General features: G+C 37.9%; 25 protein-coding genes. 12 read left to right on the top strand and 13 right to left on the bottom strand.

The genetic code is table 11. The annotated features are described in order from the left end of the window. Window positions 1–9: 9 nt before the first annotated feature. The 7 genes from gmk to ACFILW_RS00810 all read right to left on the bottom strand — a co-directional run bounded on the left by gmk (window position 10) and on the right by ACFILW_RS00810 (window position 6,432). Entirely contained in the window at window positions 10–687 is a 678-nt protein-coding gene (gmk, locus tag ACFILW_RS00840; protein ID WP_375622191.1) for a guanylate kinase, read from the bottom strand. Window positions 688–985: 298 nt separating this feature from the next. Further along, a complete protein-coding gene (gene mltG, locus ACFILW_RS00835) occupies window positions 986–2,095 on the bottom strand; it encodes an endolytic transglycosylase MltG (RefSeq protein WP_375622192.1) in 1,110 nt (369 codons plus the stop codon). 97 nt (window positions 2,096–2,192) lie between these two features. Continuing rightward, window positions 2,193–3,455 (bottom strand): beta-ketoacyl-ACP synthase II, encoded by a 1,263-nt coding sequence (gene fabF, locus ACFILW_RS00830; RefSeq protein ID WP_375622331.1) that lies wholly within the window; start codon window positions 3,453–3,455, stop codon window positions 2,193–2,195. 101 nt (window positions 3,456–3,556) lie between these two features. Next, window positions 3,557–3,793 (bottom strand): acyl carrier protein, encoded by a 237-nt coding sequence (locus tag ACFILW_RS00825; protein ID WP_004860281.1) that lies wholly within the window; start codon window positions 3,791–3,793, stop codon window positions 3,557–3,559. Window positions 3,794–4,066: 273 nt separating this feature from the next. After that, complete coding sequence (fabG, locus tag ACFILW_RS00820; protein WP_375622193.1) at window positions 4,067–4,804, bottom strand: 3-oxoacyl-[acyl-carrier-protein] reductase; 738 nt, start codon at window positions 4,802–4,804, stop codon at window positions 4,067–4,069. 18 nt (window positions 4,805–4,822) lie between these two features. After that, on the bottom strand, window positions 4,823–5,767 hold the full coding sequence (gene fabD / locus ACFILW_RS00815; RefSeq protein ID WP_375645775.1) for an ACP S-malonyltransferase: 945 nt from the start codon (window positions 5,765–5,767) through the stop codon (window positions 4,823–4,825). A gap of 77 nt (window positions 5,768–5,844) precedes the next feature. After that, window positions 5,845–6,432 carry an undecaprenyl-diphosphatase gene (locus tag ACFILW_RS00810; protein WP_375622195.1) on the bottom strand — a complete coding sequence of 196 codons (588 nt, stop codon included), beginning with the start codon at window positions 6,430–6,432 and terminating at the stop codon, window positions 5,845–5,847. Window positions 6,433–6,776: 344 nt separating this feature from the next. Between ACFILW_RS00810 and rpsF the strand changes: the two genes are divergently transcribed. The 9 genes from rpsF (at window position 6,777) to ACFILW_RS00765 (ending at window position 15,696) form a co-directional block, all read left to right on the top strand. Further along, complete coding sequence (gene rpsF / locus ACFILW_RS00805) at window positions 6,777–7,184, top strand: 30S ribosomal protein S6 (RefSeq protein WP_375645773.1); 408 nt, start codon at window positions 6,777–6,779, stop codon at window positions 7,182–7,184. Next, window positions 7,184–7,432, top strand: coding sequence for a 30S ribosomal protein S18 (gene rpsR / locus ACFILW_RS00800; RefSeq protein WP_012754957.1), 249 nt, complete (start codon window positions 7,184–7,186; stop codon window positions 7,430–7,432). The genes rpsF and rpsR overlap by 1 nt, the downstream gene beginning before the upstream one ends. 151 nt (window positions 7,433–7,583) lie before the next feature. Then, on the top strand, window positions 7,584–8,564 hold the full coding sequence (locus ACFILW_RS00795; RefSeq protein WP_375622196.1) for a hypothetical protein: 981 nt from the start codon (window positions 7,584–7,586) through the stop codon (window positions 8,562–8,564). Between the two features lie 25 nt (window positions 8,565–8,589). After that, entirely contained in the window at window positions 8,590–9,186 is a 597-nt protein-coding gene (gene rplI, locus ACFILW_RS00790) for a 50S ribosomal protein L9 (RefSeq protein WP_375622197.1), read from the top strand. 593 nt (window positions 9,187–9,779) lie between these two features. Further along, the gene (locus tag ACFILW_RS00785) at window positions 9,780–11,270 is read left to right on the top strand and encodes a replicative DNA helicase (RefSeq protein ID WP_375684927.1); all 1,491 of its coding nucleotides are present in this window, start codon (window positions 9,780–9,782) and stop codon (window positions 11,268–11,270) included. A gap of 6 nt (window positions 11,271–11,276) precedes the next feature. Next, window positions 11,277–12,653, top strand: coding sequence for a DNA repair protein RadA (radA, locus tag ACFILW_RS00780; protein WP_375622199.1), 1,377 nt, complete (start codon window positions 11,277–11,279; stop codon window positions 12,651–12,653). A 140-nt stretch (window positions 12,654–12,793) separates the two neighbouring features. Beyond that, entirely contained in the window at window positions 12,794–13,375 is a 582-nt protein-coding gene (locus ACFILW_RS00775) for a CvpA family protein (RefSeq protein ID WP_375622200.1), read from the top strand. Between the two features lie 75 nt (window positions 13,376–13,450). Then, complete coding sequence (gene purF, locus ACFILW_RS00770) at window positions 13,451–14,944, top strand: amidophosphoribosyltransferase (RefSeq protein WP_375622201.1); 1,494 nt, start codon at window positions 13,451–13,453, stop codon at window positions 14,942–14,944. Between the two features lie 2 nt (window positions 14,945–14,946). After that, window positions 14,947–15,696 (top strand): SDR family NAD(P)-dependent oxidoreductase, encoded by a 750-nt coding sequence (locus ACFILW_RS00765; protein WP_375622202.1) that lies wholly within the window; start codon window positions 14,947–14,949, stop codon window positions 15,694–15,696. Between the two features lie 68 nt (window positions 15,697–15,764). Here ACFILW_RS00765 and pssA read toward each other — a convergent pair whose 3' ends face one another. From pssA to cysS, 5 genes are all read right to left on the bottom strand, one after another. After that, on the bottom strand, window positions 15,765–16,604 hold the full coding sequence (gene pssA, locus ACFILW_RS00760; protein ID WP_375622203.1) for a CDP-diacylglycerol--serine O-phosphatidyltransferase: 840 nt from the start codon (window positions 16,602–16,604) through the stop codon (window positions 15,765–15,767). A gap of 8 nt (window positions 16,605–16,612) precedes the next feature. After that, window positions 16,613–17,311: a phosphatidylserine decarboxylase gene (locus ACFILW_RS00755; protein ID WP_375622204.1), complete on the bottom strand. Its 699-nt coding sequence runs from the start codon at window positions 17,309–17,311 to the stop codon at window positions 16,613–16,615. Window positions 17,312–17,428: 117 nt separating this feature from the next. Continuing rightward, the gene (locus tag ACFILW_RS00750; protein ID WP_375622205.1) at window positions 17,429–19,312 is read right to left on the bottom strand and encodes an ABCB family ABC transporter ATP-binding protein/permease; all 1,884 of its coding nucleotides are present in this window, start codon (window positions 19,310–19,312) and stop codon (window positions 17,429–17,431) included. A 114-nt stretch (window positions 19,313–19,426) separates the two neighbouring features. Continuing rightward, window positions 19,427–20,098, bottom strand: a complete 672-nt coding sequence (locus ACFILW_RS00745; RefSeq protein ID WP_375613046.1) for a DUF421 domain-containing protein — start codon at window positions 20,096–20,098, stop codon at window positions 19,427–19,429. 39 nt (window positions 20,099–20,137) lie between these two features. Then, a complete protein-coding gene (gene cysS / locus ACFILW_RS00740) occupies window positions 20,138–21,646 on the bottom strand; it encodes a cysteine--tRNA ligase (RefSeq protein WP_375684926.1) in 1,509 nt (502 codons plus the stop codon). Window positions 21,647–22,144: 498 nt separating this feature from the next. Here cysS and ACFILW_RS00735 point away from each other — a divergent pair, with 498 nt between their 5' ends. After that, window positions 22,145–22,513 carry a TIGR02301 family protein gene (locus tag ACFILW_RS00735; RefSeq protein WP_375684925.1) on the top strand — a complete coding sequence of 123 codons (369 nt, stop codon included), beginning with the start codon at window positions 22,145–22,147 and terminating at the stop codon, window positions 22,511–22,513. Between the two features lie 418 nt (window positions 22,514–22,931). On the opposite strand, the gene ACFILW_RS00730 is transcribed toward ACFILW_RS00735, so the two are convergent. Next, window positions 22,932–24,260: a dihydroorotase gene (locus tag ACFILW_RS00730; protein WP_375684924.1), complete on the bottom strand. Its 1,329-nt coding sequence runs from the start codon at window positions 24,258–24,260 to the stop codon at window positions 22,932–22,934. A gap of 64 nt (window positions 24,261–24,324) precedes the next feature. On the opposite strand from ACFILW_RS00730, the gene ACFILW_RS00725 reads away from it, so the two are divergent. Beyond that, window positions 24,325–25,197 (top strand): YgfZ/GcvT domain-containing protein, encoded by an 873-nt coding sequence (locus ACFILW_RS00725; protein ID WP_375622209.1) that lies wholly within the window; start codon window positions 24,325–24,327, stop codon window positions 25,195–25,197. After that, window positions 25,190–25,810, top strand: a complete 621-nt coding sequence (locus tag ACFILW_RS00720) for a YfbR-like 5'-deoxynucleotidase (protein WP_375684923.1) — start codon at window positions 25,190–25,192, stop codon at window positions 25,808–25,810. The genes ACFILW_RS00725 and ACFILW_RS00720 overlap by 8 nt, the downstream gene beginning before the upstream one ends. Window positions 25,811–25,966 lie beyond the last annotated feature (156 nt).

Below are 25,966 nucleotides of genomic sequence, written 5' to 3'. Positions count from 1 at the left end.
CAACCTTTTTTAATCAAAACATGTATTGATTTTTTCAGCAATAAGCCCATCAACAAAAGAGCTAAGATAAGAACAGCGCTCGCGTTTTGCGGTTTCAGCTAAATAAATTGATTTAATAAAAGATAAAGACTGATCTAAATCTTCGTTAATCACAACATAATCATAAGAACGCCAATGCTTTAACTCCGTTCGTGCATTTTCCAATCGTAAATTGATGATATCTTGACTATCTTCTGCTCGACGATGTAAACGCGAAATAAGCTCTTTCATTGATGGTGGAAGGATAAACACAGATACAGTGTCTCCTAGCATCTTTTTTTGCAACTGCTCGGTACCTTGATAATCAATATCAAATAGCATATCACGGCCGGTATTCAATGCCTTTTCAACAGTTTCACGTAAAGTGCCATAATAATTCCCGTGAACTTCTGCCCATTCAATAAATTCATCTCTATCACGCTTATATTCAAACTCTTCCTTTGAAATAAAGTGATAATGCAGCCCATCTACTTCACTAGGACGCCTTTTCCTTGTGGTCATACTTACAGAAAGCTCTAATTGTCCATCTTTTAGAAGTAATCGAGAAATTGTTGATTTACCAGCACCTGAAGGTGAAGAGAGAATAAATAAAAAACCGCGGCGTTGATTTATTTTTATAGCACTCAATTTACTTTCAAAGACTGTCATTACATCACTCTACTTTATTCATAAATGTTTCTTCAAAATTTGAATTATACATTATCTCAACCTCTCCCCTAATCAATGTGTTTTCTTAGCAATTCTCAATGTTATTCTGCTCCTTTTTGAGATAAGGTATTAGAAGTATATTCACTTCTTTCTTAAATATTTTTATCCATACGCTAATCCCACTTGTGACAGACAAGAAAATGATTTTTTATCATTCTCATAAAAAGTTTAAATAGAAAAATTTTACTATATTTTGGATTCTCATTTACAATGAAAAAGATGCATTATCATTATAAATTCAATGTCTTGCCTTTAATTCTCGCCACTTGCGAACATTCATATTATGTTCTTCTAAAGTTCGAGAAAAAACATGTCCTCCTGAACCATCAGCAACAAAATAAAGTGCATCACTGCTTGGTGGATGTGCCACCGCTTTCAAAGAATCTCGCCCTGGATTTGCGATAGCCGTTGGGGGCAAACCATTAATTTTATAAGTATTATAGGGTGTTTCCTTCTCAAGATCTGAACGATAAATTGCACGACCGGATGGTTTTCCTTTTCCTCCGAAGAGACCATAAATTACTGTTGGATCCGATTGAAGACGCATATGCTTTGTAAGGCGGTTATAAAATACCGCAGCAACCATTGGTCTTTCTGCTGCAATTCCCGTTTCTTTCTCAACAATTGAGGCTAATATAACAAATTCATCAATTGATTTAATAGGTAAATTGGGTGAACGCGTAGCCCATATAGCATGAATTAATTTTGTCTGTCCTTCACGCAATCTGTTTACAATCTCTTTACGCGTTGTCCCCCGAATAAAACGAACAGTATCCGTCATTAAACAGCCTTCTGGAGGCAAAATTTTTGGAAGGTCTCCAATCAAAATTTCATTCGCAGCTAATCGATCGAAAACTTGCTGAACCGTTAAACCTTCAGGTACTGTAAATGTATACTCTATAGATTTTCCTTTCACAAGAATATCCATAATATCCTGCATCGAAGCATGAGCTGGAATTAAATATTCACCAGCCTTCAGATGCGTTGTTTTTTGGTGATAACCAACCCCATAAACAAAAATATCTGATGATCGAATGAAACCACGTTTTTCTAGCAATGAAGCAATTTCACGAATTCCGGTACCAGGATGGATAAGAACAATTTGTTCTTCCTCAATCTTTCCCTTTTCTTCAAAAATACTTTTTCCAATATAAAGAGGAATACTTATGGCAAAAAGAATAATCACAATCAGCATAAGAAAAAAATGACCGAGAATGACCAACGGATTACGGACGATAGATGATTTCTTTCGTTTTTTATGTATTAACATGTCATAACTATCTGCTAAATGATTCGAAGAGGAATCACTTACGTCCTTTAATGGTTTTCCATTCTTCACATCGGACATAACCCCTCAATAGCGATTAAGGATAATATTATAATTTCTCATTCACCTTAATAATAAAGTAGAAAACTCAAAAGCAGAAATTAAATAAAAATACTTATTATCCTCTAAAACGTCGCATCACCAACGATGCATTTGTTCCACCAAACCCAAAAGAATTAGAAAGAATCGTATCAATCTTTCGTTCACGCGGTTTGTGTGGTACAAGATCGATTTTCGTTTCAATCGATGGATTGTCAAGATTAAGTGTCGCTGGGGCTATATTATCCCGTATAGCTAAAATAGAAAAAATAGCCTCAGCAGCACCGGCTGCCCCAAGTAAATGCCCAATAGATGATTTCGTTGATGACATAGAAACTTGTGGTGCATAACTCCCTAAAACACGCTCAACAGCTGCTAGCTCTATGGAATCAGCCATCGTAGATGTACCATGAGCATTAATATAATCAAGTTCACTCACATTCACTTGTGCACGCTTAAGAGCAGCTATCATACTACGCTGAGCCCCTTCACCACTTTCTGAAGGCGCTGTAATGTGGTAAGCATCACCAGATAAACCATAGCCAATAACCTCAGCATAAATACGCGCTCCTCGTTTTTTGGCATGTTCCAGCTCTTCTAAAACAACAACGGCCGCTCCTTCCCCCATCACAAAACCATCACGATCAGTATCATAAGGACGGGACGCCCGTTCAGGATCATCATTGCGACAAGTAGAAAGAGCTCTACAAGCTGCAAAACCTGCAAGAGATATCCGATTTATTGGAGATTCCGTCCCCCCTGCCACCATGACATCTGCATCACCAAACATAATCAAACGTGCCGCATCACCAATCGCATGCGCCCCTGTTGAACAAGCCGTTACAACAGAATGATTAGGCCCCCGTAAACCATATTGAATAGACACATAACCAGAAGCAAGATTAATCAAACGACCTGGAATAAAAAAAGGAGAAACACGACGTGGCCCCTTATCACGAAGCGTATAACCAGCTTCAACAATGCCCTCAACTCCCCCAATTCCCGAACCAATTAACACACCTGTACAAATCTGATCTTCATCACTCTTAGGAAACCATTCGGCATCTGCAAGCGCTTGGTTAGCAGCAGCCATTGCATAAACAATAAATGCATCAACTTTACGTTGCTCTTTAGGTTCCATATACAAATCAGCATTATAAGTCCCCTCTGTTCCATCCCCTAAGGGGATACGCGCAGCAATCTGGCATGGCAAATCTGACACATCAAACTCTGTGATACGTCGGACACCACTTCTCCCTTCAAGAAGTCGTTTCCAACTATATTCAGTATTACCAGCTAATGGAGATACCAACCCTAAACCAGTAACAACAACACGTCTCATAACTTCTAACCTTGAACTAAACTTCACCTCTCAAAGCTCTTTTTTCAAAAGAGCTCCGAAGAATATAGGCAAAAGCAATTCATGCCTTTGCCCTTTAGTAATCACGCAGAAGCTTTATCAATGAACTTGACTGCATCGCCAACTGTGAAAATCGTTTCAGCAGCTTCATCTGGAATTTCTACCCCAAACTCTTCTTCAAAAGCCATAACGAGTTCAACCGTATCAAGGCTATCAGCCCCTAGATCATCGATAAAGCTTGCATTTTCTACAACTTTATCAGCATTAACCCCAAGATGTTCCACGATAATTTTCTTAACGCGCTCTACTGTATCACTCATGTTGAAATCCTCGAATTTATATTTTCCTATAATTTGGTTTACTATATCGGTTCATCTAATCAAGCAATAGATGCATTACTTTAAAAGATTTTAGTAATGATTTAAAACATCCTGTGGATATCCCCTACAAAGCGTATCAAAAAATGAACCAATCTGACATTCCGACATCAATTGATCAACGACCATGTTAAAGAAATAGATGCATCTATCCATTTCAATCGTTACTATCTAAAATAATACAACTCATAAATCAATGTGGAATAAAATAAATACTCATATCATTGCCATTCCACCATTGATATGGAGTGTTTGACCTGTCATATAGGCGGCTTCATCGCTTGCTAAATAAACAGCAGCAGCGGCTATTTCTTGCCCACTTCCCATACGCTTCATTGGAATCGCAGCCATAATGGCTTCTTTTTGCTTTTCATTAAGCTTGTCTGTCATTGCAGATTTAATAAATCCTGGAGCAATACAATTGACCGTGATATTTCGCGAAGCAATTTCTTGTGCCAATGCTTTAGAAAAACCTATCAATCCTGCTTTTGCAGCACAATAATTCGTTTGTCCAGGATTTCCCACAACACCAACAACAGATGTAATGTTAATAATCCTTCCATAACGGCGGCGCATCATAGAATGTATTAATTCACGCGTCAAAAGAGAAGCAGCTGTTAGGTTAACTTCTAAAACATCATCCCAATCTTTATCTTGCATACGCACAAAAAGACCATCCTTAGTGATTCCAGCATTGTTAACCAAAATATCGACGCCATCCATTTCTCTTTCTGAAACTTCAACCAATTGTCTAATCGATTGGCGTTCAGAAAGATTAGCGGGAAATACAAAAACATTCTGCCCTAATTCTGCTGCCACTTCTCTAAGCTTTTCTTCACGTGTTCCATGAAGGCCAACAATGGCTCCTTGTGCATGAAAGCAGCGTGCAATTGCCTCACCAATTCCTCCTGATGCCCCCGTTATAAGAGCTTTACGCCCTGTTAATTTAAACATTTTTAAACTCCTTATAGATTAAACGCCAAGCATACCTAGCGCTGATTCTATTTCATCAACTGTTCCAATAGTTACCCCTTTTATATCCTTGTTAATACGACGCGTTAAACCTGTTAATACTTTTCCAGAACCAACTTCAAAAAGCGTATCAACCCCATTAGCCCCGATCCATTCTATTGTTTCACGCCACCTCACCCTCCCCGTCACTTGTTGGACAAGAAGAGTAGCAATACGTTCTGGATCCTTTTCTGGTGTAACAGAAACATTGGCAATTAAAGGAACAATAGGTTCCATTTTATTAACAGTCAAAAGCGCTTTCTTCATGGCATCAGCAGCAGGCTGCATTAAAGACGAATGAAAAGGTGCAGAAACTGGAAGAAGAAGTGCACGTTTTGCACCTTTTGTTGATGCAATCTCTACCGCTGTCTCAACTGCTTTTGCTTTACCTGAAATAACAATTTGCCCACCACCATTATCATTAGCAATCTGACATAGTCCTTCTCCAGAAACAGTTTTGCAAATTTCTTCCACAATGTGCTCTTCTAAACCAATTAATGCAGCCATAGAACCTTCTCCAACCGCGACAGCAGCCTGCATAGCATTGCCACGAGTACGCAAAAGCCTTGCCGTATCTGTGAGAGTAAATGTATCAGCAGCACAAAGAGCCGAATATTCGCCTAAAGAATGACCAGCAACAAATCTTACCTTGTCTTCTATACGAAGCCCTAATTGTTTCATCACACGAATGACAGCCATAGATACAGCCATTAATGCCGGTTGTGCATTTGCTGTTAACGTTAAAACATCTGCTGGTCCTTCAAAAATAATCTTTGATAATTTCTCACCCAAAGCATCATCAACTTCCTCGAAAACCATCCGTGCGGCAATAAATTGCTCTGTAAGCGCCTTTCCCATACCAACAAGTTGACTCCCCTGCCCTGGAAAAATAAAAGCTGCACCCATTTATCAACTCCTAAAACTGTACAATTAAATTATTTTCTTTTGACCTTATTCATCCGCACAAATCAAGATAAAGCCCTTTATTTAAAACGAATACCACACTTAAAATTATATTTTAAAGGCGGAATTTGATATAAAAACTTAGGAAAATAAGGTGCTATAAACTGAATAACACCCAAACTTATGAGACTTCCTAAAATTGCCCCTGCTAAAATATCAAAGGGATAATGTACACCCACAAAGATGCGCGCCCAACAGATTAAGCATAAAAATACTACGGCAAATCTAAAAGCAACTTTGTATCGGTAAAAATAAAAATTAGCTGCATAAGATGCAATGGTCAAGGCATGATTACTAGGAAAAGAAGCTGTTGCACGATGTTGAATAAGCGGTGTCGTCAACCCTACCACAAATGGGCGAGGATGGAAATAAAAAAGAGAAATGAGATAACCTATGAAAAGAGATGCACAAATGCTCATGCAAATGCTTAGCACGACACATCGCTCCCTCTCCCCACCACAAAACCACAACGCACAAAGATGGAGAGGAATAATATAAATTAAAAACTTTGCACAAAAAATACTAAACAAAACTAAAATCGACCAAGATTGATGATTGCCGACAAACATTTCAAAGAGTGTAACATCAATCTGGTTTAAAAAGCCCATTTTTCTCTCCTTATTCTTATAGTGTACAGCACCATCTCTTTGTAGAAGAGAGAATATATTGAAAATATATCAAGATTTAATAAATCAATTTTTTTATGTACGTAAACTTGCTATTTTAAAAGATAACTTGTAGATATGAAGTGTTCGTTGCCGGCACTTTAGCCGGAGGTTGAACGGAGGGCTGTAAAATCAGTAGGAAATACAATGTTTCCGGCCTCCCGTGTCTCCGCTCTGAGATGTCTCGAATTGTAAACGCGTCCTTTCTTCTTTGGATTTCCAAAAAAGACAAGTCGCAGAGGCTTTGCGCTAAAACCGGTGAGATTTAATTGAAGAAAGGCAAAACAATGGCTCTTTATGAACATATGTTCCTTGCCCGACAAGACATTGCACCGCAGCAAGTTGATGAACTTTTGAGTCTCTACAAAGGTGTCATTGAAGCACATGGTGGAAAAGTTGGGCGTATAGAAAATTGGGGACTTCGTCCTCTTGCTTATCGTATTCGTAAAAATCGTAAAGCTTATTATGTCTTGGTCAATATTGATGCACCAGCTTCAGCAATTGCTGAAGTAGAGCGTCAAATGCGCATCAATGAGGATATTTTGCGTTATATGACCATTCGCGTAGAAAAACACGAAAAAGAAAAATCTGCTATGCTCTCACACCTTGATCGCAGTAGTCACATTGGACACGATGAAGAGCGTCCTCGTTTTCCACGTCGTCAACGTGAAAATGCTATAGAAGAGGTAGAATGATGACTGACACTAATCAAAACTCTGCACGTCGCCCCTTTCATCGTCGTCGTAAAACATGTCCTTTTTCAGGGACCAATGCTCCCAAAATTGATTATAAAGACATCAAGTTGTTACAACGCTATATTTCCGAACGTGGGAAAATTGTTCCTTCACGGATTACTGCTGTTAGTCAGAAAAAACAGCGTGAATTAGCTAATGCTATCAAACGTGCTCGCTTTTTAGGCTTACTGCCGTACGTTATAAAGTAAACAATCTAATACGCTCTAGCAACTGGAGAGTTTCTCCAGTTGCTTTTCTTATATGGTTTAAAAATAGCTTGTTGTATCCTATGTTAAGCTATTAAATATCAAAGTTGGGGTATTGACACGCCTCTAACTGCAGAAAGCAGGACAGCAATAAATGAAAAAAGATCGTACTTATGAGATATTAACTGGTATTTTGGCAGGATTATTTGCTGTTGTTATAGGAATGGCAATTATCAATGTTGCAAATATCGCGCCCTTTTTTTCTCTTCTTCTTGGCTGCTTTCTTTCATTGCCAATTTTTATTGTTGCGTTCGGTCAAGGAACATTAGCCAGTCTCATCGCCCTCATAAGTGCCACTGTTGTTCTTATCATAACCACTAATACCTATATTGCTCTTGGCTTTATGTTCTTTTTTTTCCTTCCTGCTGTCTATGCTTCTTGGCTTCTTGGGCTTGCACGACCAGCGCAAAAAGAAAACGAACTGATATGGTACCCATTATCATCGGTTATTTTTCATTTAACTAATTTTATCGCTCTTATAGCAACTTTCATTGGACTCTATGTTCAAACCCGTCCTTCCACACCCATCATTGCAAAAAAAATCAGCGAAAACATAGCACAAACTCTGCAACAATCACAGTCAATAAAAGAAGCCGATATACGCGCTTTTAGTGAGCTTTTAATGACGCATACAGCAACTTTCACTGCTATTTCTTTGACTATTTATAGTTTGGTTTTTCTCATTGGTAACCTTTACTTTTCCATGATAGCAGCACAACATATGAAATGGCTGAAAAGACCCCGTGATGATTGGAGCCAAACTCTCCGCCTTCCAATTTCTGGAATTATTATTTTTATTATTGTTTGCATAGCATCGATGGTTGAGCTGAGCGCTTCTCTTAACTTGAGTACCCGTGTCTTTAGTACTGCATACACTGTCATCATATTAATTAGTGGTCTAGCATATCTTCACAATATTACAAAAGGGATAAACGGGCGGATTATTATACTTTCTCTTGTTTATATTGCTATTTTAACAATCGTTTTTACTCCACCTATTGTTTTTATGATGCTTTTGATGGGAATTTGGGCTGCTATTCAATATAACTTTCAATCACACAAAAAACTTCACTAAATTTATTTGTTCGAAAGGAAAAACTATGGATATTATTCTGCTTGAGCGCATTCCTCGTCTTGGTCAGATGGGTGATATTGTCTCAGTTAAAAATGGTTATGCACGTAATTTTCTCTTGCCTCAAGGTAAAGCTTTACGTGCAAATGAAGCTAATAAAAAACATTTTGAGATACAACGTGCACAACTTGAAGCACGTAATCTTGAACGCAAAAGCGAAGCACAAAAAATTGCTGAAAAACTTGATGGTCAATCATTCATTGTTGTTCGTTCTGCTGGTGAAACGGGACAACTTTATGGTTCTGTGTCAACACGTGATATTGCTGAAATCATAACAGATGAAGGCTTTTCTATTGGGAGAAATCAAATCGAACTTAACCATCCAATAAAAATGATCGGTCTTCACACTATCACTCTTAGCTTACATCCAGAGGTTCAAATTTCTGTGATTATTAACGTTGCGCGTTCTAGCAGTGAAGCACAACGCCAAGCAGAAGGTGAAACTTTTACTTCCGCTAGAGAAATATATAATATTCAAGAAGAATTATTAGAAGAAAGTCAGGAAGAATTATTGGCAGAAGAAATTAATGACAACGATATAAACAGTTCTCATCAAGAAGCTTAATTGCTATTTTTCTTTCTGTTTTATATTTTTTATTCTATTTTAAATATTGCTCATAAAATACTCACACTTTAAAAGTGAGTATTTTATGGCTATCGTACATAAAGAACCTAATTTTTATGAAAGAATTAGAAATATATTATTTAAAGGCATTACATGCCGAGAATGATAATATCACTAAGAAGAAATATCTTTTGTTTTTCAGCATATAAAGCAAAAATAATTTAAAGTTCTACCCTTAAGGTTAAGATTTGTATGAGCAATAAGTTGATTATATCCTCACATAATCTGAAATAATTTCAGTTATAAAAAAATAATTCTACTTACACAGATATTGGAATTTTAAGGTTAAGTAACTTCAAAATACTTAAATTTAGAGTGTTAAAACCGCTACTTAAAGGATCATATATTATAAATTAAAACATAAGAAATAGATATCACTCATGCACTCATGATAAATGAGATACTCAAAGGGTGTTTTAAAAATTATATGATTTTAACTTAAAATGAAGATTTGTAGCTCTATTCTTTTTAATATACGGCTTTCAATTTATCGCCTAAAATAGCTAGACTTGAAATTTTAGTGGAAAAATATTATGGAAGAAACTAACATTGTTAATGTCAGCTCCTCAAAAAAAGAAGATTCTCCTTCTTTTCGGCAACTTCCGTATAATATTGAAGCTGAACAAGCATTGCTTGGTGCCATCTTTATCAATAATGATTCTCTTGATCGCGTTTCAGATTTTCTAAAACCAGAACATTTTTTTGAACCATTGCATCAAAAAATTTATCATGTTTTATCTCACCTCATTAAAACAGGAAAACGTGTAGATCCTGTTACAATCAAGCCCCATATCCAAATGGAAGAAAAAATTGGAGATATTACTGTATACCAATATGTTGTTCGCTTAGCCACAGAGGCAGTCACTATTATTAACGCTGAAGATTATGGACGCGTCATTTATGATCTTTTTATCCGCAGGTCTTTGATTAACCTTGGGACTCAAGTTGTCAATACAGCCTTTGATGCTCCTGTAGAGCTTACGCCTGCCCAACAAATTGAAACTGTTGAAAATCAGTTATTTGAGCTAGCAGAAAAAGGAAAATATGGAGGTGGATTTGAAAATTTTAATGAGGCTATCAAAAAAGCTATCGATATGGCAAGTGCTGCGAAAAAACGCTCTTCACAATTATCAGGAATAGCCACCCATATTAAAACACTTGATGAAAAAATGGGAGGATTACAAGCATCTGACTTAATTATCCTTGCGGGCCGCCCTGGTATGGGTAAAACCTCACTGGCTACCAATATTGCCTTTAATATTGCTAATGCTTATAATCGTAATGCCAATATCCAAGAAAATGAAGGTGGCGTTGTGGGATTCTTCTCACTTGAGATGTCATCCGAACAGCTTGCAACCCGTATTATTTCTGAACAAACAGAAGTCTCTTCTTCTGATATTCGGCGTGGTAATATTTCAGATGAACAATTTTCAAAAATTATTCGTGCGGTGAACCAACTACAAAAGGCACCACTTTATATTGATCAAACTGGGGGAATATCAATTACGCAATTAGCTGCTCGTGCGCGGCGTCTCAAGCGGCAACATGGTTTAGATATCTTGTTTATTGACTATATCCAACTCATGACAAGCAGTTCAAAGCGTTCATCAGAAAATCGTGTTCAAGAGATAACAGAAATTACCACAGGATTAAAAGCATTAGCAAAAGAATTGAATATTCCTATTATCGCTCTCTCTCAACTTTCACGTCAAGTAGAAAATAGAACAGATAAACGTCCACAGCTCTCAGATTTACGTGAATCTGGTTCAATTGAGCAAGATGCCGACATCGTTCTGTTTGTCTATCGCGAAGAATATTATCTCAAAAATGAAGAACCAAAACTAGGCACTTTGGAACATCAAAAATGGCAAGATGAAATGGATAAAATTATGGGAAAAGCTGATGTTATTGTTGCGAAACAACGTCATGGACCAACAGGAATCGTATCTCTTGCCTTTCAATCTGACTTCACACGCTTTAGTGATTTGGCTGATAGCAATTATCTTCCAGAGCAAATTGGCTAAACCACCATGGCACGCAACCGTATTCAATTTATCTGTCAAAATTGCGGAACCATCCATTCTCGTTGGGCAGGGAAATGTAGCGCCTGTGAAGAATGGAATTCTCTTGTTGAAGAAAATATAAATGGCGGGATAGGAAGTGGTCCTAAACAGAACGCTCGTAAAGGACGCATTGTCACACTCACATCTCTTTCTGGAAATATCGAAGATGCTCCACGTATTCATTCTGGTATTGCTGAACTTGATCGTGTTACCGGTGGGGGCTTTGTCCGTGGATCGGCACTCCTTGTTGGTGGTGATCCGGGTATTGGTAAATCAACATTGCTGACACAAACAGCCGCTGCTTTATCACGTAAAGGATATAATGTCATCTATGTTTCAGGTGAAGAGGCTATTGCGCAAATTTGTCTGCGCGCGCAAAGGCTTGAAGCTAATAATACAGAGGTAAAACTTGCTGCTGAAACCAATGTTGAAGATATTCTGGCAACCTTAAGCGAACATAAAAACCTTGATATGGTGATTATCGATTCGATTCAAACCCTATGGTCAGATACAGCAGATTCAGCACCTGGCACTGTCACACAAGTACGTATCGGTGCTCAAGCAATGATCCGCTTTGCCAAGAAAACAGGAGCCGCCGTTGTTCTTGTTGGGCATGTTACAAAAGATGGACAAATTGCTGGTCCTCGGGTCGTTGAACATATGGTTGATGGCGTTCTCTATTTTGAGGGTGAAGGAGGACACCATTATCGCATTCTTAGAACTGTAAAAAATCGCTTCGGACCAACAGATGAAATTGGTGTCTTTGAAATGTCTGATAAAGGATTACGCGAAGTGATAAATCCATCCGAATTATTTTTAGGGGAACGTAATGAAAAAGCACCAGGCGCTGCTGTTTTTGCAGGAATGGAAGGAACACGCCCAATACTCGTAGAAATTCAAGCGCTTGTTGCTCCTTCTTCCCTTGGAACACCACGACGTGCTGTTGTTGGATGGGATGGAAATCGTCTTTCAATGATTCTTGCCGTTTTAGAAGCTCATTGTGGTATTCGTTTTGGGCAGCATGATGTCTATCTAAATGTGGCTGGTGGATATCGTATATCAGAACCCGCTGCTGATTTAGCTGTAGCCGCTGCTTTGGTATCCTCTCTTGCCAATATCCCTTTGCCAACGGATTATGTCTATTTTGGTGAAGTCAGTCTTTCAGGAGCTACCCGCGCTGTTGCACATTCAGCACAGCGCATCAATGAAGCAAAAAAACTCGGCTTTCAAGGAGCCTTTCACCCCACAACAACAACCGAAATGATGAAGTCGCTCAACTTTCAACAAAAAACTTTCTCCGACCTTCCCGAACTCGTTGCTACTCTTACCGTAAGTAAAAAATGATCTTCACCATAGATTATGATAATATAGAAAAAACTCTATAAAATACAAAAGATCCTTGCTATAAGAATAAAAAATGGCAAACAAAAATATATTTGATACAGACTTAAAAGAGCACAACTTTATTTATAAGGAACAAACAAATGATCATAACAATCCTTGATGGAATTGTCGTAATAATCATCCTGTTGTCCGCTTTTCTTGCTATGCTTCGAGGATTTTCACGTGAAGTGTTATCGTTGATTTCTTGGGCAGTTGCAGCTGTTACGACATTGTTTTTATTCAAACCTGTCTTACCTTTCTTTGAACAATATCTCTCCAATAAAATGATTGCATTGATCACAACATTGGTCACAATTTTTATTATTGTTCTCATTATTACTTCAATTATTACAATGAAGATCTCTGATTTTATTATTGATAGTCGAATTGGTATCCTTGACCGTGCTATTGGTTTTATTTTTGGAGCACTTCGTGGTTTACTTATCATGGTCATCGGTATGTTGCTGATTAATGCACTGATTAAACCCGAGCTTCAAGCGAATTGGTTAAAAAATGCAAAAACAAGGCCTATTTTAGATTCATTGGGACAAAAAGTTTGGGAAATACTCCCAAAAGATATTGGATCTGTTCTCGAAAAGGCGGAAAATTTGTTTAAAGACAGCAATAAACATACGTATGAGCAACACTCTCATGAAAAGATAATTTTAAAAAATAGAGAATAGTTTTTCATGAGGAAAGAGAACTAAATGATGTAAAATGTGATATTAATGATTCCTCCATATCACAACTGAAAGAATATGATGATAAAAAGCGATGTTTTCTGTCAAGAATTTTCATTAGATGATGATACCCTTCATGAAGAATGTGGAGTTTTTGGTATTCTTGGGCATGAAGATGCCGCAACATTAACAGCTCTTGGACTCCACGCACTTCAGCATCGTGGGCAAGAAGCAGCTGGGATTGTTTCTTACCATAATAAAGTATTTCATCAAGAAAAGCATTTAGGTCTTGTTGGCGATCACTATACAAACCCTGCAACACTTGCACGCTTACCAGGAAATCGTGCTATCGGACATACCCGTTATTCAACAACTGGAGAAGTGGCATTACGCAATGTTCAACCCCTTTTTGCTGAATTGAAAGTTGGAGGTATTGCTATTGCGCATAATGGTAATCTTACCAATGGTCTCACATTACGCCGTGAACTCATCGCTTCTGGAGCTATCTGTCAATCAACATCAGATTCAGAAGTTTTTCTTCATCTTATTGCCCGCTCACGTTATGAAGCGTCCTCTGATCGTTTTGTTGATGCAATTCGGCAAGTAGAAGGTGGGTATGCTATGTTAGCGCTCACACGTACAAAGCTTATTGCGGCACGCGATCCAACAGGAATTAGACCTCTCGTGATGGGGGAACTTGATGGTAAGCCTATTTTTTGTTCTGAAACTTGTGCTCTTGATATTATTGGAGCAAAATATGTCCGTGATGTTAAAAATGGAGAGATCATCATATGTGAAATACAAAAAAATGGGGAAATTACTAAAAAAATTATAAAACCAAAAAATGAAAAACCAGAAAAACTTTGCTTGTTTGAATATGTTTATTTTGCCCGTCCGGACTCAATCGTTGGAGGGCGTAGTGTCTATGCAACACGTAAAAATATGGGAATCCGTTTAGCACAGGAAGCCCCTTGTGAGGGTGATGTTGTGGTTCCGGTTCCTGATGGAGGAACACCTGCCGCAATTGGCTATGCACAAGAAATTGGAATTCCCTTCGAGCTTGGTATTATTCGTAATCACTATGTTGGCCGCACTTTTATCGAACCAACACAACAAATTCGCGCTTTTGGCGTCAAGTTAAAACATTCGGCAAACCGTCCTGTGATTGAAGGAAAACGTGTTATTCTGGTTGATGACTCTATTGTACGTGGAACAACATCCCTTAAAATTGTACGAATGCTTCGCGATGCAGGAGCAAAAGAAGTTCATATGCGCATTGCTAGCCCTATGATTTTTTATCCCGACTTTTATGGTATTGATACACCTAAAATTGAAAGCCTTTTAGCAAATCAATATCCAGATTTAAAATCTATGTGTGATTTTATTGGAGCGGATTCATTAGAATTTCTTTCAACGGATGGATTATATCTTGCTGTAGCAGGGGAAAAACGGAATAACGCCGACCCACAATTTACTGACCATTATTTTACTGGATATTATCCTACGCATCTGGTTGATCAAGAAAATCTCTCCAAAATTTATCAATCATCTGTTCTTAAAACAAGAGATTAATAATGGGAAAACACGACTTTAGTCTCCATGGGCGTGTTGCACTTGTTACAGGTGCATCAAGAGGGATTGGCTACTATTTAGCACTCGAGCTCGCGGCACATGGTGCTGATATTATTGCCCTTGCACGAACAGTCAGTGGACTTACTGAATTGGACAATCAAATCCGAGAAAAAGGGGCTCATGCAACCCTTGTTCCACTTGACTTGCATCATATGGAAAACATCGATACCCTTGCTATCTCAATTGCTAAACGCTGGAAAAAACTTGATATTATCGTTGCAAACGCAGGAATCCTTGGAACACTTTCACCAATAGCACATATAGAAAACACGGTATTTGAAGATGTTTTTCAAATAAATCTTTTCAGCCAATGGCGCTTAATGAAAGCCGTTGAGCCTTTATTACGTGAATCTGATGCTGGACGAGCCATCCTATTATCCTCAAGCGTTGCACACGTTGCACGTCCTTTCTGGGGAGCTTATGCCGCCTCTAAAGCGGCTTTAGAGATGATTGCCCGCTGTTGGGCAGAAGAACTCAAACAAACCCCTATTAAGATTAATTGTGTCAACCCTGGTGCTACACGCACTGCCATGCGCGCTGAAGCTATGCCCGGTGAAGATCCACAAACTCTGCCTTCACCACAAGAGGTTGCAAAAAAAATAGTCCATTTGTTATCACCTGATTTACAGGAAACTGGAAAACTCTTTAATGTCCATAAAAATCGGTTTGTAGATTATCATGTACCTGATTAATCATCATCTGAGAAGTAAATCATTTGACTCTCTTTTTTCTGTGCTTTTCGACAGAATAATGAAGCACTTTATAATTCTTGGATAGCTTTAGCATCAGTCTTTTTCTCTTCTAGAGCAGCACGTTTATTATAAGCGATAAAACTACAAGGGAGAAAAATCATATAGCTAACAGCTGTAATCAATAAAGTTTTCCATGTGTAAGTTGCAAGAAAACCGACATAAATAACAATGATCAACATGCACGGTATAACGATATCGCGCCTTAAATTTTGATCAATTGTTTTTGCATTCCATACTGGTAAGCGACTGATCAAAAGAAAAGCAATAATTACAGTATAAAGACTAAAAAATAATGCCCACCCCCAACTGGGGACCAAACCAAGAGCGCCTAAATAGGTCGGCAATAAAAGTAATAATGCTCCTGCTGGTGCTGGAACACCAACAAAATAACTTTTCTGCCACTTAGGTATATTGGGGTTATCCAACATCACATTAAAACGTGCTAATCGCAAACAACAAGCAACACAATAAACAAGGGAAGCAACCCAACCAATATGATTCGCTTGATTCAAAATAAAGGAATAAACAATGAGCGCAGGGGTAACACCAAAATTTACAACATCAGCAAGAGAATCCATCTGTGCCCCAAAAGATGAACTACCATCTATTAAACGGGCAATGCGACCATCAGCACCATCTAAAACTGCGGCCAAAAGCACCATTAAAATAGCAGCTTCATAGCGATGTTCAAAAGCCAAACGAATACTGCTCATCCCTGCACAAATTGCTAAAATAGTAATGATATTGGGAATGACATACCGCATTGATGTAGGTGAACGTCGCCGATTTGCACCTTCATCATGCTGCCCCTCAGGATTGAATGAAGAAAATGGCGAAAAATTTTTCATTGTGAGTCCTAATCGTATCTGAAGTCCGTTGTGGCACTCTTATCATCAAAAGAACCCAAAACTGTTTCTCCAGCAATTGCTGTCTGTCCAACTGCAACACGCAATTTCATTTCAGTTGGTATATAAATATCAAGGCGAGAACCAAAACGAATCAATCCAAATCGCTCACCAGTCATAACGGCATCATTTTCTTTTGACCAGCAAACAATCCGGCGTGCAACCATTCCCGCTATTTGTACGATACCGATTTTACCATGTTTGCTATCAATTACCACCCCATTACGCTCATTAAACTGACTAGCTTTATCAAAGTCAGCATTAGTAAATCGACCTGGATGATAAATGATAGACTCTACTGTACCACTGATAGGAATACGATTAATATGGCATGAAAAAACATCCATAAAAATGGAAATACGGATCATTTCATCTTTCCCTAATCCTAATTCTTCAGGTGGAACACATGATTCCACAAAGGAAATACGCCCATCTGCAGGCGACATAACCCAATTTGAATTCAAAGGGATCACACGATCTGGATCACGGAAAAAGTATACACACCACACCGTGAGAACGAGACCAAACCAAAACAACGGACTCCATATCCAACCAAGAATGAGCGAAATAACAAAAAACGCTACAATAAAAGGATAGCCTTCTTTATGAACCGATACAAAGCTATTATGGAAAGATTGCAGAATACTCATATAATTTCCTATTCATCGTAAACTTAAACAAGCAACAAATCTTTTTGTTCCTCTTGTATCTTTTTATGTATTTAATCAATCACTCCATATAAAGATATAGATTACATTTTGCTCTATTTATTTTTTACGATTAACAACACTCATCTCATCTTCTTCACGCATTTTACGTAACTTTTCTTCAGCTTTCGTTGCTTCAAGCTGCTTATTCCACATTGAAGCATAGAGACCTTTCTTGCGTAAAAGCTCTGTATGCGTCCCATTTTCAATAATACGACCACTTTTAAGAACTAAAATTTCATCAGCATTGATAACAGTAGAAAGACGGTGAGCAATAATCAATGTTGTCCGTCCACGGCTTACAATATCCAATGCTTGTTGAATTTCCTGTTCCGTCGCCGTATCAAGAGCCGCCGTTGCTTCATCTAGAATAAGAAGTGGGGGAGCTTTTAAAAGTGTCCGTGCAATAGCCACGCGTTGTTTTTCACCACCTGATAATTTGAGACCTCGCTCTCCTACCATAGACTGAAAACCTTCCGGTAAAATTTCAATAAATTTTGATATTTGTGCCATTTCAGCAGCTTTGCGCATCTCTTCATCTGTAGCACTTGGACGCCCATAGCAAATATTATAGGCAATTGTATCATTAAATAACACCGTATCTTGTGGGACCATGCCAATCGCTTCACGCAAACTCTTTTGTGTTACGTCACGAATATCCTGCCCGTCAATTGTGATAGAGCCCGCATCAACATCATAAAACCGAAAAAGCAACCGAGAAATAGTGGATTTACCGGCACCCGATGGACCGACAATGGCAACTGTTTTTCCTCCAGGAACTTCAAAATCAATATCTTTGAGAATCTGACGTCTCGAATCGTAGGAAAACTTTACCTGATGAAAACAAATGGTCCCATCGCTTATCTCTAACGGTTTAGCATCCGATTTATCAACGATCTCCTTCTGAACATCTAAAAGATCAAACATTGCTTCAATATCCGTTAAACCTTGTCGAATATCACGATACATTGAACCAATAAAATTTAGTGGAATGGAAAGTTGCATTAAAAGCGCATTAATAAAAACAAAATCTCCTAAAGTTTGTGTCTTATAAAAAACTTCATAAGCTGACATCAGCATCATGATCGTCATTCCAATACCAAAGATAAGAGTCTGACCAAAATTAAGCCAGCTTAACGATGTCCAAATCTTCGTTGCGGCTTTTTCATAACCTACCATAGAAGCATCAAATCGATCGGCTTCTAGAGTTTCATTACCAAAATATTTGACCGTTTCAAAATTCAAAAGAGAATCAACAGCGCGAGTATTCGCCTCAGTATCCGCTGTATTCATTTTTTGTCGAATGCGAATACGCCAATCACTCGCCTTAATGGTAAATAAGATATATAATCCAACCGTTGCAACAACGATGAGAAGATAATGCCACCCATAACTTATGTAAAATACCAGTGCCGTTAATATAAATTCTAAAACTGTCGGTACTGTACTAAGAATTGAAAATCTTACAATCGCTTCAATTCCTTTTGTTCCACGCTCAATCACACGAGAAAGCCCACCTGTTCGGCGTTCCAAATGAAATCGCAAGGATAACTCATGCATATGTACAAAGGTTTTATAGGCTAATTGACGAACAGCGTATTGACCAACAGTGGCAAACAGGGAGTCGCGTAATTGATTTAATCCAGCCTGCATAATACGCGCGACATTGTATGCCAAAACGAGCATGATGGGAATAATCCAACTGGATGGGAACCATTCAGGTAGCTGAAAGCTTGAATCAAGCACATTCGTAGAATATTTAAATAAATACGGTACAGATATGAGAACGAGCTTAGCCAAAACAAGATAAAATATTGCCCATAGCACACGCATTTTTAGATCACGCCGACCTACCGGCCACATATAGGGCCATAAATTGTAAAGTGTGTGCAGAGTCTTCCCTGTATCTGATGATACAGTTTTTGTCATTTCATTGCGTTTCATAAAGTCCTTACTTCTCTATCATCCGCACAAACAGGCAAAATACCCTCTGTGGTTATTTATAGATTTATCTCTTTATTATACTTCCAATAAGCTATACCTACCCGTTTTTTGAAGTTAGACTGTTTTTGAAAAAGGAACAAGAAATAATCCACTATACAATTTATTATTTTGATCTGTATTTTCATACCATTCTGCTGCGAATAAACTTTCAACTTTTACATGTTTTTTTTTCAATTCGGCCTGAAGCCACTTTTTTGTTTTACCAATCTCTTTAAGTCCATCATCAATAACTTCACCATTTTCTATTAAAATCGTCGATTTCTTTCCTTCTTCCTTTTTAATGACAGTGCAATCACCATTGGTTTCCAAACGAACAAAAGCAGCTTCATGTAAGTGACACCCTTTAAGACGTAACATCGTAATGAGATCATTAATATTGATCCCTAAGTTCTTAATCTTATCCATTTGGAAAACTCCATCTAAAACTAATGTGACATTCCGCCCTGCAATAAGACGACGAAAAAAAACTGAATAGCGTGCAATAAAATTAAAAGATGTAATCAAGGTTTGCCAGATGAGTAAAACAAGCAATAATTGAATGCTACTAATATTCTGATTATAAATAACGCCTCCAATAATACCTCCCATGACAAAATTACTGACCAAATCAACTGGTGTCATTTGACTAAGACTCCCCCGCCCCGTCGTTCTTAAAATAAATAAGAAGGCAACAAGACCTACAGCCAGCTTAAGCGCGATATATCCATAATGATATAAAAATTCCATCATATTCTCCTTTTTTATGGAGCTGCTGGAATAGAGACATTAGTGTCGCTTTATTTCCCACATGGTTATGCGCTCACCACTCTGCGGATCCTTACTATCTTTTAAAAGAACCCCCTCAGCTGCAAGCTCATCACGAATTATATCCGCAGCTTCCCACTCTTTATTATGGATAAGCCGTAGCCTTTCGGCAATACGCTGATCAATAAATTTTGTATCAAGGAAAGTTTTTCTCATAAATAGCGGGCAGTCTATTTCTTTAATCCATTCTTGTCGTAACAGTCCTAATAAATTCATCCCATTCACAAGAGCCAAAGCATTTCCTTCTTTATAAAATTTTCGCAAAAGAGTCAGTGCTCTTGGAGTATTAAGATCATCACTAAGTGCATCTATTAAAGTATCATCAATTGCTTCATTGTTTTTCATCTCACTCTTTTTACTGCGAAGCCATTCATACCAACGATATAGTTCGCTGCTCGATTGTATTAAACGCTGTGCTGTCCAATTTAATGGTTCACGATAATGCGTTTGTAACATCGAAAAACGCGCAGACAAACCAGCCCAATTTTGCTTCATTTCATCGGTTAAAATACCATTAAATTCCAAAAAATTATTCTCTAAAACAGAACGAATGGTTATGAAATTGCCAAAGCTTTTCGACATCTTTTTGCCTTCAACTTGTAAAAAACCATTATGCATCCAAAAATTAGCCATTCGCTCCGTCCCAAAAGCTGAACAACTTTGTGCAATCTCATTTTCATGATGAGGAAAAATTAAGTCAAGTCCACCACCATGGATATCAAAAACATTGGCGGTCGGATCATCACATGTTAAACCACCGCCATAGGGTGCTAATAACTTTGCCATTGACATTGCAGAACATTCAATATGCCAACCTGGACGACCTAAAACAGGAATTCCGGCAGGTGATTTCCAACCTGGTTCTCCTTCCACAGAAGGCTTCCACAAAACAAAATCCATCTCCTCCCTTTTATAAGCAGCAACATCGATACGCGCCCCCGCCCTCATTTCATCTAAAGAACGATTTGCAAATGCCCCATAATGGGGAGGATTTTTTATGCTACTTACAGAAAACAATATATGATTTTCCGCTTTATAAGCGTGCCCCTTTTCAAGCAATCTTTCAATTAAAGAGCGCATTTCCTCTAAATGCTCGGTTGCGCGCGGCTGGCTGGTTGGCAAAAGACAACCAAGTGCTATTGTATCTTGCTGAAACTGAGAATATGTACGTTCTGTTAATTGACGAATAGCATCATTCAATGACAAGTTTGGATATTCGCAAGCTGCTCGTGCATTAATTTTATCATCAACATCTGTAATATTACGTGCATATAGAACATGCTCATTACCATAAACATGACGCAATAAACGAAATAAAATATCAAAAACAATGACAGGGCGTGCATTTCCTATATGCGCATAATCATAAACTGTCGGACCACAAACATAAAGACGTACTCTTGTCGCATCTATTGGTGTAAAATTTTCTTTTTTACGTGTCAGCGTATTATAAAATCGCAACTCTTTCATTTATTGACTCCATGGACGATATTATGCACCGATCCTTTTAGATGTATCTTATCTCAAATTATTGTATTACGCTGTTTAGCGCTAAAAACTTTTATCTTATAGTAAATTCTTCTTACCATTTTCCCATTGTATTCACGGCTGTATCCATCATTTATCATAAAAATAATCTATTTTATTTGATTGGACAAAAGCGTTCTATCACTAGAAATGCTTTCCCTCCTTAAAGAAAACGAGCTTAGAAAAAATTCTATAGGTAATACAATATAAATCTATGTGAAAAATAGATAGTTTACAGAAAGAAAATCTTAAATTTTAAACTACACAAAGCTTCGTCAGTATTTTCAATATTCTACAATGGGTTCCTTACTGCCTCTTACGCCCTATATTTTATAATCAATAATTGAGAATAATGTAGCAATTAACTCTATTTTTACAGCGTTCTCATGACAAAATTATTTTATCTTTACAGAGTTTTATTCAAAGAAAGCAATAAAAATAATGCAATATAGATTGATGAACATCATTATTTTAATATTTATTGTCATTTCAATGCCAACCTTTGCACAACAATCTCCACCTTATGAAAAAAAATTACTCCGACTAGCAGAAATTTTGGGATCATTGCATTCTCTCCAAAATCTTTGCGAGCCTCCAACAAACCAATGGTATGACTATATGAATGCACTGATTGAAGCAGAACACCCCATTCCACAAAGACGTGCTTATTTTTATGAAGCGTTTAATGAAGCGTATCGTGCTTTCTCAGAAAATTATCATCATTGTACACAAGCAGCCATTGAAGCCAATCAAAGATACATTGAGGAAGGAAGAATTTTATCTGAAAACCTCCTCATACATTATAAATAATTAATCTATACAAAAAGTATCTCTCTCAATTTTAGCGGTATCAATGATACTCCTTTCACAAATGCGGGGAGCAATAAACCAGCTCTGAAAATAGAGAGACGTTTAAAGAATAATGTCTCGATACGCTTTTATTCGTATGAGCGCCTTTTTCCCCATACAAAATCGCTCTTTGGCTTCCTCCCCACACCTCAAAGGACGAAGATTTTTAACTAAATTTGCTCTGTAAATAATCTAGGTTCTTGTTGAACAAGGTTCCTCTTGGCTTCTAACGCATGTAATTTGCTGCATAGTTTCTACAAACAAGCCTAAGAATATTCACCACGCATAAAAAAACACTTATGTATCAAAGAGGCTGACATACCCTATATCACCACTCTAAAGGATGGTATTTTACGGCATACTTATAATTTTAATCTGTTTACACCAAAGTTTCCATAAATTTAACAGGCTCTCCTTGTGAAGGTGTGACAATTTCACCTTCCCACATAACGCGCATACCACGGATAATCGTTCCAACAGGCCAACCTTTAACCTTTTGACCATCATAAGGTGTCCAACCGGCACGCGAACCAATTAAGCCATTCGTAATAATTTCTTCCCGTTTAAGATCAACAATGGTTAAATCAGCATCGTATCCAACAGCAAGGCGTCCTTTACAGCTTATACCAAAAATACGGCTAGGTCCATGTGACGTGAGATCAACAAAACGCTCAAGGGATATTTTTCCTGCATTCACATGTGTCAACATAATTGCTGCTGTCGTTTGCACACCTGTCATTCCTGAAGGTGAAGAGGGATACGGTTGAAGCTTTTCTTCCAAAGTATGAGGCGCATGATCTGAGCCTAAAACATCAATAACTCCCTGCTGCACACCGTACCAAAGAGCTTCACGGTGGCGCAATTCACGAATAGGCGGATTCATCTGAATTAATGTACCAAACTTCTTATAATCATCAGCTGTGAGCGTCAAATGATGGTGTGTCACTTCAATTGTTGCGACATCTTTATGTTTTTTTAGAAAATCAATTTCTTCTTCTGTCGAAAGATGTAAAACATGAATCCGTGCCTTCGTCTCATGCGCAATTTTTACCAAACGCTGCGTACATTTTAATGCCGCAACTTCATCACGCCAAATCGGATGTGATGATGCATCCCCTTCAATACGCAGTATTTTACGCTCTTTGAGCCTTGCCTCATCTTCAGAATGAAAAGCTGCACGACGGCGTGTATTTTCCAAAATAAGACGTACACTTTCATCATCATCGACCAAAAGATCACCGGTAGAGGACCCCATAAAGACTTTAATTCCAGCCGCACCAGGAAGTCTTTCTAGCTCAGATAATTCATGAGCATTTTCACGTGTTCCTCCAACCCAAAATGCAAAATCACAATGCATTCGATGAAATGCGCGTTTAACCTTATCGCTTAATGTAGCTTCTGATGTTGTCAATGGATTGGTATTAGGCATTTCAAAAACTGCTGTAACCCCCCCTAACACAGCAGAATACGAGCCACTTTCCAAATCCTCCTTATATGCATTGCCTGGCTCGCGAAAATGCACTTGACTATCAATAATTCCCGGCAAAATATGAAGCCCGGTACAATCAATCACCTCACTAGCCGATGCGCATGTAAGGTCGCCTATTTCAGCAATACGTCCATTTGTAACACCAATATCACGTTTGCTTTTTCCATCATGATTCACAAGTGTTGCACCTTTAAAAATTGTATCAAATGTTTTAAACATAGCCACGCTCCTTACATATTCCTCACTTATCGATTATGTAACTTTGAGCAGAAAGGCAAGAACCATGATTGAAAAACAAAATGCCATTTGCTTAAAAAACCGCGGAATTATTCAAATTACAGGCGAAGAAGCAACAGATTTTCTGCAATCCCTGATAACGACAGATGTAAAAAAAATCAGCCCACAAGAAATTTTCCCTGGAGCCCTCTTATCGCCACAAGGAAAAGTTCTTGCTGATTTTCTTATCGGCAAAAAAGAAGATGGTTATCTGATTGATATTATGATGCCTTTAGCTGATATGCTCCACAAGCGCCTGTTGCTCTATAAGCTGCGTAAAAAAATAGAAATTACACAACCATTACAAGAGCTTGTTACAGTTTCTTGGAAGAATGAATCAGATACTTTAAATTTTGATTCAAGTTTTGTTGATAAACGCTTCCCAGAAAAAGAAAAAATAATACGAATCTATGGTAAAATGTCTTTTTTGGCTTCAGAATATCATAACATATGGAATCAATTGCGTATCCGTTATGCAATTGCAGAAAGTGGTCAAGATTATGAAGTCGGCAAAGTCTTTCCTCATGATATTAATTACGATCAAATCAATGGACTTGCATTCAACAAGGGGTGTTATATTGGACAAGAAGTTGTTTCACGTATGCACCACCGCCGGGCAGCACGTCGCCGTATTTTGATTGTAAAAGGTCAGTGTAAATTAACTCCTCAATCTAGCATTGTAGCAGGAACAAAAGTGCTTGGATACTTGGGAACATGTGTAGAAAATGAGGCTCTTGCTTTAATGCGTATTGACCACGTTAAAGATGCTATGGATCATAACATCCCCTTTACTGTAAAAAACATTCCTATCACTATAAGCATTGCTGAAAATATGAATTTTACCTTTCCTGAAAATACCATAGAAAACGCTCATGGCTAAAGCTGAATTATTAAAAAGTGGAGAAGCACGCGCTTGGCAGAGAATGCTTTCTGGACGGCGACTTGATCTTCTTAATCCTTCTCCTTTTGATGTTGAAATTGAAGATATTGCCCATGGACTTGCCCGCATGGCACGTTGGAACGGTCAAACACGTGGAGAACACACTTATTCTGTTGCACAACATTCAATTGTGGTTGAACAAATATTTCAAAAACTTTTCCCGCAATCACAGTGCAACGAATGTCTTTATGCTCTTCTTCATGATGCACCGGAATATGTCATCGGCGATATGATTTCACCCTTTAAAGCTGTCATAGGAAAACAATATGAGCACACTGAAAAACGCATCCAAGATGCTATCCACATGCGTTTTTCTCTTCCCGTTGATCTTTCTCAAAAACTTTTAAAAAAAATCAAACAAGCCGACCGTATTGCTGCCTATTATGAAGCGATTACGCTTGCTGGATTTAATACAGAAGAAGCCCTTCGCTATTTTGGCTCTCCCAATAATATTCTACCCGATGATCTTAATTTATACCCCTATTCCACACAACACATTGAAAGCGCATTTTTAACGCGCTTTAATGACTTGGATACCCAAAGATCATATTAAGATTCCTCGCATTATCTATTTCTTGTCATTACAATTGAATATAGAGCGGCTTTTCTCCATTCATGGCTCAAATATATTTATACAAAAATAAAGCCAGCGCCTTTTTTATTATTATTCTATGAAATTTGCACTTCTACAATTACTATTCTTACAACC

This window comes from Bartonella sp. TT110JLCBS (genome assembly GCF_042193405.1).
In the GTDB taxonomy this organism is placed as follows: Bacteria; Pseudomonadota; Alphaproteobacteria; order Rhizobiales; family Rhizobiaceae; genus Bartonella.
The sequence above is the reverse complement of the archived record's forward strand: the minus strand, read 5'-3'. Positions and strand labels throughout refer to the sequence as shown.